Genomic DNA, 8,784 nt, shown 5'->3' with positions numbered 1-8,784 from the left:
CTTACTCTTCTCTATACGTTCTTCTGCTTCTCTTACTAAAAATGACATTTTGCCTCCTCTTTCGTATGTACTTATCTTTTCATTCTATCATATATGTTTCTTTCTGCCTATTATGCAATGGTCTTAACTTATTGATGTTTCATTATGCTATATTTTTTTGCTAATCTCGGCAAGTTTTAATGCGTATATAAATTCTCGTAATTCTTGTCTTGCTGCAATTACTGAAGTGTTTAATTTGATTAAATCATTGCTTTTTCCCGCATCTAACAGGGTTAATCCTCTCAAAAATAATTCTTTAAATATTACTCTATCTCCAAAGCCTGGAGATATAAAAAATCCCAATTTTTTTCCTAAATGCTTTATGGCAGAAGCAACATTTCTTTTATTTATTACATTTGTAGAAGATAATCTATTTCTAACAACTATCCACTGCAACTCTTTATTTTTTTTGAAAGCTCTCAATTTTTTTTGTTCCCACACCATAGAGCTGTATATTCCAGGAATCGCTTTGCTGAAATCATTGGGATCAACTTTTCCAAGCAGGTCAACATCTACAAAACTATCATTAATGGGAGTTATTATAGTATCTGCAATATAATGCGCATGTCTATTCAGAAGATTGTCATTTCCAGGTGTATCAATTATTATGAAATCAAATTCCCCATCTAATTCACTTAACAAATTTTCTAATTCCTCAATATCATCATTCGTATATTCAATTACCTGATTAATATTGTATTTCTTATTTAATTTGAAATGAATAGGCAGTTTAAGCTCTATTTTTTCACTATCAATTGTGTTTTTTCTATTTTCTATATATCTAGTTAAAGATTCTTGTCTATGATCGATATCAAGAGTTGCTACTTTAAAGTCCAAATATAGCAAAGAAATAATAAGATGCATTGCCGTTGTTGTTTTGCCAGAACCACCTTTTTCATTACCAAAAACAATTATATGAGCCATTTCTATAAAGTTATTTCTTTTAAAAAATTAATTAATTCTTCTATTTTAAGCTTTTTTTCATCACCAGTAAGCATATTTTTCAGAATGTATATATTGTCATTCAGCTCTTCATCACCAAATAAAACTGAATATTTAACTCCTAATTTGTTTGCTTTTTGCATCTTTTTTTTAAGTGGTATACCATAGTCAATTAACGTGTTAATTTGAGCTCCTCTAAATTCTTGCGCTATTTTAATTCCATGATTTTCTGCCAATTCACCAATAGGAATTAAATATATTTGTGCTTCTTTTTCTATTAATTTTTGTTTGGTTTGCAATAACTCTAGCATTCTTTCAATTCCTCCAGCAAAACCTGCCGCTGGAGTTAAATTACCCCCCATTTGCAATATTAATGTATTATACCTCCCGCCAGCTAAAATTGTTCCTTGGCTACCTAAATCGCCTGTAACAAACTCAAAAACAAAATCAGAATAATAATCCATCCCTCTGACTAACTTATTGGAGTGTTCAAAATTTATATTGAAATCTTTAAGGCGTGATAAAATTGCTTCAAATCTAATTTTTGAGTCTTTATCAATAAAGTTATACAAGATTGGGGCGTCATTTAATATCTCTTGCTCTTTGTTATTTTTTGTATCTAAGATGCGTAGAGGGTTTTTTTCCAATCTTTGCTGACTAATTTCTGATAACTCGTCTTTATATTTTAATAGGTATTCTATCAATGCAGTTTTATATTTATTTCTACACTCATTGTTCCCTAAGGTATTAACAACAAGCTTAGCATTGTTATTGATTTCAAGTTCTTTCAGAATGTCGTTAGCAAGCATTATTAGCTCAACATCAACGTTGAGATTATTAGATCCAATATATTCATAGTTTATTTGATGAAACTGCCTTAATCTACATTTTTGAGGGCGCTCATGTCTAAATAATGGGCCATAACTAAATAGACGTAATGGAATTGACTGCAACATACTATTTGAAATTACTGCACGAACAATAGCTGCTGTGAATTCTGGTCTTAAAGTAATGTGAGTTTTATCACGATCTAAAAAGCTATATGTTTCCTTATTAACAATATCTGATGTTTCCCCTAAAGTCCTGTGAAACACTTCACTATTTTCCATAATAGGAGTAGATATCTCCTGAAAGCAATATAGCTTGGCTAATTTTTGTGCGATACTTATAATGTAATTAAACAGATCTATTTCTTTATCATATAAGTCAACAACTCCTCTTATTTTTTGCAATTTCATTTTCTTATATTAATATAACGTGCTATTACCAACTTTGAATACTATTTGTATATCCCAAAAATACTAAAAAGTCATTTTTTCAAGTCATACAATTTTTTTAAAATTAACTTAATATCTTTGAAATGCCCTTGGGTGCATATTTAATTTGGGAATATAGGAAAAAATTTTATCATTCTAAATAGTTATTGACGTAAGACTTTATAGTTTTTTCTCCCTCAGTATATTCTTGAATGAAAAATTCTAATTTATTTTTTTCCGCAAATTTTACTGCTTGATTTTTATCTTCAAAACGTAACTTAACCTCGCTTGGATACATATTGCTACTTCCAGTCCACCCCATAATTTGTTCCTGAAATCTATCATCAATTGATATAAATTCTAAAATCCACTGATTTATATTGGCAGTTCCAGATTGAGTGGGTGTTCGATAGTCTTTGTATATTTTAACAATCATTTTATTATAAATTTGAAAATGAGCTTAACTTAAGTTATACATTATTATATATAGTTATATTTGAATATTCAAGTAATGAGCGTCAGCAGTGTATCTAAATTAACTTTTGAGCAATCAATGAAACGGTTGGAAGAGATAATTGATAGTTTAGAAAGTGGAAATGTTGAATTAGAAAATGCCATCAATTTATATTCAGAAGGGATTAAACTACAAGAACATTGCAAAAATAAATTAGAAAATGCTAAGCTGAGGATAGAGAAAATTGTTAAAGATAAGGATAAAATTGGTACCGAGACTGTGAACATCAATGGTAAAAATTAAATATTACAATATAGACTCTTGTCTATATTTTTTTTGTTACTATATAAAGTATAAAAACTAGGGAGCAGTAAAATTAAATGAAAAATAGTAATGAAATTCCTAACAACCCATTAAGAGATGCCTTGCTCTCGTGCAAGATAATGGTAAAATTTGTGCTGTTATTTGGGTGCTTAATCAACCTACTTATGCTTTCAACGCCACTTTTTTCAATGCAGGTGTTAGATAGAGTATTGGGTAGTCAAAATACTGATACACTTTTAATGTTAACGTTAGTGATCATTTTAGCTTTAGCGCTACTTGGATTAATTCAAGCGGCAAGGGCTTTTGCAATGAATAAAATGGGGAGCTGGCTAGAAGATAAGCTATCTGAAGTAGTATTTTCAAATTCAATTAAGCTTGCATTAGAATCTAAGGCAATGGCAAATAGTCAGCAACTAAGGGATTTACAAACAGTAAAGACATTTTTAACTAGTCCTGGATTGATTTCTATCATGGATATGCCATGGGCAATAATATTTATTATAGTATTATTTATTTTGCATACGTCAATAGGCTTTTTAGCGCTGATCTCAGGAGTGGTGTTGATAATATTTGGTATCATTGCAGATAGATCTACCAAACCACTTATTGAAATGAATAACGAGAATTTTATCAAAAGCATGAGGCAAGTAGATCAATCCACAAGAAACGCTGAAGTGATCGAAGTTATGGGCATGAAAAATAATATTATATCGTCTTGGCAAAAAATGAACCAAGAGGTTCAGCAAACTCAAAATCTTGTTACAAAAAGGCAAGCTATATTCATGGAAATTACCAAATTTTTCAGATTAGTTATTCAAATTTCAGTAACTGCGCTTGGTGCATACTTGGTGATTCAGGGGCAAATTACTTCTGGGACAATTATTGCTAGTTCATCTCTTGTTGGTAGAGCATTGGCTCCATTTGAAGCTGCTATAAATTCATGGAAGGGCTTTATTACATGTCGTAAATCATACGAAAGACTTGCAAAATCATTTAACAGATACAGTAGTGATAGCGATAGAATGTCTTTACCGGAACCTGAGGGAGAAATTGAAGTTGAAAATGTTTATCACGCGCCACAAGGAGTGCCAAAGCATATTTTAAAAGGCATAAATTTCTCACTAAATAAAGGAGAAGTCTTAGCTATAATAGGGCCTAGCGCTTCAGGCAAAACAACTCTTGCGAAATTATTAGTAGGGATTGCTAATCCAAGTATTGGTACAATAAGAATTGATGGAGCAAGCTTAAAAGATTGGAAAAAAGAAGAATTGGGGCCGCATATAGGTTACTTACCACAAGATGTTGAATTATTTTCTGGTACAGTTAAAGAAAACATTGCTAGAATGCACTCTGATCCACATTACGAAGATGTAGTCATTGCGGCGCAACTTGCAGGAGTTCATGATATGGTTTTGCAATTACCTCAAGGGTATGATACTAATGTGGGTTTAGATGGTTCAATGCTTTCAGGTGGGCAAAAACAAAGGATAGGATTGGCCAGAACTTTTTATGGTACCCCAAAATTTATTGTATTAGATGAGCCAAATGCTAGTTTGGATACGCAAGGTGAGGAAGCATTGATGACTGCCATTTCAGTTGCAAAGGAAAAAGAAATTACGACCATCATAATATCACACAAAACATCAATATTAAGTATTGTGGATAAAATATTGGTTATGAAAGATGGAATGGTTGCATCTTTCGGGCCTAAAAAAGATGTAATGGCAAAATTAAAAGAAGCTCAATCAGTTGGAAAAGCAAGCATAGGGGCATAAATTTAAAGAGAGTAATACCATGATAAAAAATAAAAAAGAAGAGACAAAAGTTATAAAGGAAAAGGATATTGAAGTTATTTCCGAAAATGATATAAATAAGAAATCTCAGATGGAGCATGATTTATCCACTAGGGGGAAAAAAACGATTTCGGTAAGCGAGGAGTTTGAAGAAAATTTAGTAGAAAAATATAAAAATTACAAAATTCTGGATATTAAGGCTTTTCAAGAACTTTTAAAAGAGACCAAAGATTTTTTATTTGGCATAACACTAGAAAAGTCTAGTTATGTAGAAAAAAATGAAAAAGAAATATCAAATCAAATTAAATATCCAATAAAATTTGGACTTCTTGCAGTTGCTATAACTTTAGGATTTTTTGGTATATGGAGTGCGTTAGCTCCACTTGATAGTGCATCAATAGCTGAGGGCCACGTCATTTTAAGTGATCACAGAAAGCAAATATACCATCTGGAAGGTGGTGTGGTGGATAAAATTTTGGTTAAGGATGGAGATAAGGTAAAAAAAGGACAATCATTAATTATATTGAATGAAGCTCGTACTAAATCCGAATTGGAAAAAGTATTATGGCAATTACGTTATGCTATCATAGTTGATGAAAGATTGAGGCAGAGTATAAAACTTATATCATACTACCAAGATAAAGATGTTTCAGGTGATACTAAGGAAGATAGTGAGGATGTTAAGAATTTACAAATTAAGTTCGATAGCAAGTATCTTGACACATCGGATCAAAAAATTACGGAATTGATAAAAGCTCAGGCAAATGCGTTTAATTCGTATCGGTTATTTATAGAAAATAGCATAAAGACTAATGGCACACAAATCGAACAAATTAAAGCAAAGATTGAGTCTATTGATGAAAGGATAAAGTCTTATAGTGAAAATATTATAACTTATGCAAAAGAATATGAAAGAAAGAAAAAATTATATGAGAGTCAGTTAGAGAACTTAAACAATTTATCTATAGCTAAAGTTGAATTGCAAAGATATAAGGGGCAGGTTCTAGAAGATAAAGCAGCAAAATTATCTGAAGAACATAAAATTTCAGAAGTAATTGCAAGAAAGGCAAATTTTTTAGATGAGCAAAATGTCAAAATTGCAGAAGATTTCAAAAGAAATCATACAGAATTGCTTACATTGGAAGCGCAGTATCTACAAGCAAAAGATTCTCATGAAAGAACTAACATAACTGCTCCTAATGCTGGAGTGGTTACCGGATTAAATGTGCATACTGTTGGTTCAGCGATACGCCAAAACGATAAACCACTTTTAGAAATTATTCCTCAAGATGATAATTTAGTGATTGAGGCATTTATTCCTGCACATGAAATAGACAGTATTAATATAGGTAGTACTGCAAGAATTCAATTGAATGCATATAAAGCCAGATTAGTGCCGAGGATTCAAGGCAATGTTATTTATATTTCAGCTGATAAGTTTGATAAAGAATCACAAGGTATGATGGGTCCTGGGCAACCTAAATTAGCTCCAATGGGTTATTATAAAGCTAAAATTGAGGTTACACCTGAAGAACTTGCAAAGGTTAATACAGATATTAAATTATTTCCAGGTATGCCAGTGACAGTGTTTATTGTTAAAGGAACTAGGAGTTTCGCAGAGTACCTTTATTCTCCAATTAAAGATAGCTTCCATAAAGCGTTTAAAGAGCCGTAATAATTATTGCATTTTATTGCATTTATTTACTCTCTTCAAAAAAAATCTCCATAAAAAAATAACAAGCTTATAGCTCAGATATGGCAGATAACTTAGTGGATAAATCTTAATACTTAGGCAACAATTTTACAATATGTTACAAATACTAAGTTCTACGTCTCTTTTTAAATCCTTTGCTATTTTGTCCAATATGCTATTAATAAAACCCAATTCCTCTGAATGGTTTAGCGATTTTGTAATCTGAAGATAATCATTAATTATGGTAGCAACTTCTAGATGATTCATTATCGATATATCAGCAATACCAACCCTCAAGATGGCCAATACTAATTTAGGCAACCTTTCCAACCTCCATTTTTTATTTAAATTTGTCCTAATTAGTTCATCAATGCTTGAGGTATTATCAATAGTAGAGCTTAATAACTCATAATAAAATTTTTCATCTAAGTTTTGATTTGAGTATTTTTCAACGTGATACTCAATATAATCTAACGAAATTTGCTCTATATCTTTTTTTTTATTTAAAATATCGATAGAATACAAAGTCTGTACCACTAGGATTCTAGCTGGATAAAGAGATAGATATTCAGAATTATCAGTTAAATTTTGAATATCTTTTATCATTATATATCATAAATTGATCTTTAACCTTGATCATCTGAATGCATGCGTTTGCAGCATTTTCGCCATATTTTTTTGCTCTACTTAATGCCTGATCAATATTATCAACCGTTAGTACGCCAAATCCTAATGGGATAGAATAATAAATAGAGATATCTTGAATTGCTCGCACATTCACGTGTAATTAAGTCATAATGAGAAGTTTCACCTCTTATGACGCATCCTAGTGCTATCACCCCATTGTATTCAAATGTCTCTAATCCCATATTTATTGAGCTTGCCAGCTCAAAAGCTCCTGGAACAATAATTTGTTCGTAATTCATACTATTTTTTTCGAGTGTCGAAACAGTAGAATCCCACAAAAGTTTAGAAATATCTTTGTAATAATCTGATATCGAAATTAAAATTTTAGTCATTAGATAAAAACTTTTTATTTGGTGCGGATGGAGGGACTTGAACCCACACGCCTTGCGGCACTAGATCCTAAGTCTAGCGCGTCTGCCAATTCCGCCACATCCGCAAAAGTATCCAAGTGCAATGTTATAATACTTTTATTAATCAATAAAATAGATATAATGTCCTTGAACCAATTTGTTATAACAATTTAATACACTTAATAAATTTTAAATCAAGAAAAATTAATGAAATAAGCAACCATGACATACGTAGTTACAGATAAATGTATAAAATGTAAATATACCGATTGTGTTGAAGTGTGCCCAGTAGATTGTTTCTACGAAGGAAAAAATATGATAGTGATAAATCCGGAAGAATGTATAGATTGTGGTGTTTGTGAACCTGAATGTCCTGTAGGTGCTATAGAACCAGAATCAAGCAAATTGATTAAATGGCTTGAAATTAACAAAAAGTACTCTGATATTTGGCCCAATATTACTGAGAAAAAGGAAGCTCTAAAAGATGCTAAAAACTTTGAGGATGAAGAAGATAAGTACGAAAAATATTTTTATGAAAATATTAAATAGTGTATTGCTATCTTTTTATGAATACTCCCTCTACCAGAACTTGATGCCAAGAAAGGCGATTATGCATAAACCACAAAAAGTATTATCCTTCCTATGGTCTGTCATTAAACCATATAAATGGTGGTATTTACTGATGCTGCAGGCACCATTTGCTAATGCTATTTTCCCACTAATATACAATTATGCAATCAAAGTATTGATAGATTTATTCGCTGTAAAATCGCAAATTACGGGTTCTGTCGCATCTGTTGAAACGCATAAGAATCTTTGATATTCTGAAAGAAAAAGTTGCTGGTAATAATGTTGAAAGTAGACCCAAAATTAATGCAGTATTTTAAGAACCATGAATATGGCCCAGAAATCATTATGATATCGCTGTATATGAAAGGAAGATATTCTCTAAGTTATAGAGAGATAGAAGAGATAGGCGGGTTGAGAGGACTCAACATAGATCACGCCACTTTACAAAGATGGGTGGTAAAGTTTATGCCAATACTTGAAGGAAGATTTAGAAAAAGAAAAAAGCCAGTCAATGGCAGCTGGAGAAGGAAGCATAAATATTAGATAGCATATAAATAGGAAAAGTGCTAACCTTTGACCTAAAACAATACAGGTATCAAATGGATTTTGAAATAATAGTAAGAAAAAAAGAAAAAGGCGAGGTAGTATCAGAGAGGCTAATTAAGAAAGTAGAAAT

At 31.4% G+C, this 8,784-nt stretch carries 10 protein-coding genes, 1 tRNA gene and 1 pseudogene; 6 read left to right on the top strand and 6 right to left on the bottom strand.

Annotation, left to right across the window (positions count from 1 at the left end; translation table 11 throughout):
* Nucleotides 1-147 precede the first annotated feature (147 nt).
* The 3 genes from L8D11_RS02075 to L8D11_RS02065 form a co-directional block, all read right to left on the bottom strand.
* Nucleotides 148-963, bottom strand: coding sequence for a division plane positioning ATPase MipZ (locus tag L8D11_RS02075; protein WP_236870020.1), 816 nt, complete (start codon nucleotides 961-963; stop codon nucleotides 148-150).
* Nucleotides 964-965: 2 nt separating this feature from the next.
* Complete coding sequence (hisS, locus tag L8D11_RS02070; RefSeq protein ID WP_236870019.1) at nucleotides 966-2,219, bottom strand: histidine--tRNA ligase; 1,254 nt, start codon at nucleotides 2,217-2,219, stop codon at nucleotides 966-968.
* 169 nt (nucleotides 2,220-2,388) lie between these two features.
* Nucleotides 2,389-2,673, bottom strand: a complete 285-nt coding sequence (locus L8D11_RS02065; protein ID WP_236870018.1) for an NADH dehydrogenase ubiquinone Fe-S protein 4 — start codon at nucleotides 2,671-2,673, stop codon at nucleotides 2,389-2,391.
* A 60-nt stretch (nucleotides 2,674-2,733) separates the two neighbouring features.
* On the opposite strand from L8D11_RS02065, the gene xseB reads away from it, so the two are divergent.
* From xseB to L8D11_RS02050, 3 genes are all read left to right on the top strand, one after another.
* Entirely contained in the window at nucleotides 2,734-2,994 is a 261-nt protein-coding gene (gene xseB, locus L8D11_RS02060) for an exodeoxyribonuclease VII small subunit (protein WP_236870017.1), read from the top strand.
* 77 nt (nucleotides 2,995-3,071) lie between these two features.
* Nucleotides 3,072-4,790: a type I secretion system permease/ATPase gene (locus tag L8D11_RS02055; protein WP_236870016.1), complete on the top strand. Its 1,719-nt coding sequence runs from the start codon at nucleotides 3,072-3,074 to the stop codon at nucleotides 4,788-4,790.
* A gap of 19 nt (nucleotides 4,791-4,809) precedes the next feature.
* Entirely contained in the window at nucleotides 4,810-6,483 is a 1,674-nt protein-coding gene (locus tag L8D11_RS02050) for an HlyD family type I secretion periplasmic adaptor subunit (RefSeq protein WP_236870015.1), read from the top strand.
* Between the two features lie 126 nt (nucleotides 6,484-6,609).
* Here the strand turns inward: L8D11_RS02050 and nusB are convergent, their stop codons facing one another.
* The 3 genes and pseudogenes from nusB to L8D11_RS02035 form a co-directional block, all read right to left on the bottom strand.
* Nucleotides 6,610-7,107 carry a transcription antitermination factor NusB gene (gene nusB, locus L8D11_RS02045; protein WP_236870014.1) on the bottom strand — a complete coding sequence of 166 codons (498 nt, stop codon included), beginning with the start codon at nucleotides 7,105-7,107 and terminating at the stop codon, nucleotides 6,610-6,612.
* A pseudogene (ribH, locus tag L8D11_RS05970) lies at nucleotides 7,079-7,520 on the bottom strand (6,7-dimethyl-8-ribityllumazine synthase). Before ribH ends, nusB begins: the two are co-directional and overlap by 29 nt.
* Before the next feature lie 19 nt (nucleotides 7,521-7,539).
* A tRNA-Leu gene (locus L8D11_RS02035) sits at nucleotides 7,540-7,624 on the bottom strand.
* A gap of 136 nt (nucleotides 7,625-7,760) precedes the next feature.
* Here L8D11_RS02035 and fdxA point away from each other — a divergent pair.
* The 3 genes from fdxA (at nucleotide 7,761) to L8D11_RS02020 (ending at nucleotide 8,651) form a co-directional block, all read left to right on the top strand.
* Entirely contained in the window at nucleotides 7,761-8,087 is a 327-nt protein-coding gene (gene fdxA / locus L8D11_RS02030; RefSeq protein ID WP_236870012.1) for a ferredoxin FdxA, read from the top strand.
* 61 nt (nucleotides 8,088-8,148) lie between these two features.
* Nucleotides 8,149-8,358, top strand: a complete 210-nt coding sequence (locus L8D11_RS02025) for a hypothetical protein (RefSeq protein WP_236870011.1) — start codon at nucleotides 8,149-8,151, stop codon at nucleotides 8,356-8,358.
* A 29-nt stretch (nucleotides 8,359-8,387) separates the two neighbouring features.
* On the top strand, nucleotides 8,388-8,651 hold the full coding sequence (locus tag L8D11_RS02020; protein WP_236870010.1) for a hypothetical protein: 264 nt from the start codon (nucleotides 8,388-8,390) through the stop codon (nucleotides 8,649-8,651).
* The last annotated feature ends 133 nt before the right edge of the window (nucleotides 8,652-8,784 follow it).

The sequence above is a fragment of the Candidatus Bandiella numerosa genome (assembly GCF_021811875.1).
Lineage (GTDB): Bacteria > Pseudomonadota > Alphaproteobacteria > Rickettsiales > Midichloriaceae > Aquirickettsia > Aquirickettsia numerosa_A.
The sequence above is the reverse complement of the archived record's forward strand: the minus strand, read 5'-3'. Positions and strand labels throughout refer to the sequence as shown.

Coding starts and splice junctions, on each gene's coding strand:
- nusB (WP_236870014.1), bottom strand. CDS start 7,107: ATGATAAAAGATATTCAAAATTTAACTGATAATTCTGAATATCTATCT.
- hisS (WP_236870019.1), bottom strand. CDS start 2,219: ATGAAATTGCAAAAAATAAGAGGAGTTGTTGACTTATATGATAAAGAA.
- L8D11_RS02055 (WP_236870016.1), top strand. CDS start 3,072: ATGAAAAATAGTAATGAAATTCCTAACAACCCATTAAGAGATGCCTTG.
- L8D11_RS02025 (WP_236870011.1), top strand. CDS start 8,149: ATGCATAAACCACAAAAAGTATTATCCTTCCTATGGTCTGTCATTAAA.
- L8D11_RS02050 (WP_236870015.1), top strand. CDS start 4,810: ATGATAAAAAATAAAAAAGAAGAGACAAAAGTTATAAAGGAAAAGGAT.
- L8D11_RS02020 (WP_236870010.1), top strand. CDS start 8,388: ATGTTGAAAGTAGACCCAAAATTAATGCAGTATTTTAAGAACCATGAA.
- L8D11_RS02065 (WP_236870018.1), bottom strand. CDS start 2,673: ATGATTGTTAAAATATACAAAGACTATCGAACACCCACTCAATCTGGA.
- L8D11_RS02075 (WP_236870020.1), bottom strand. CDS start 963: ATGGCTCATATAATTGTTTTTGGTAATGAAAAAGGTGGTTCTGGCAAA.
- fdxA (WP_236870012.1), top strand. CDS start 7,761: ATGACATACGTAGTTACAGATAAATGTATAAAATGTAAATATACCGAT.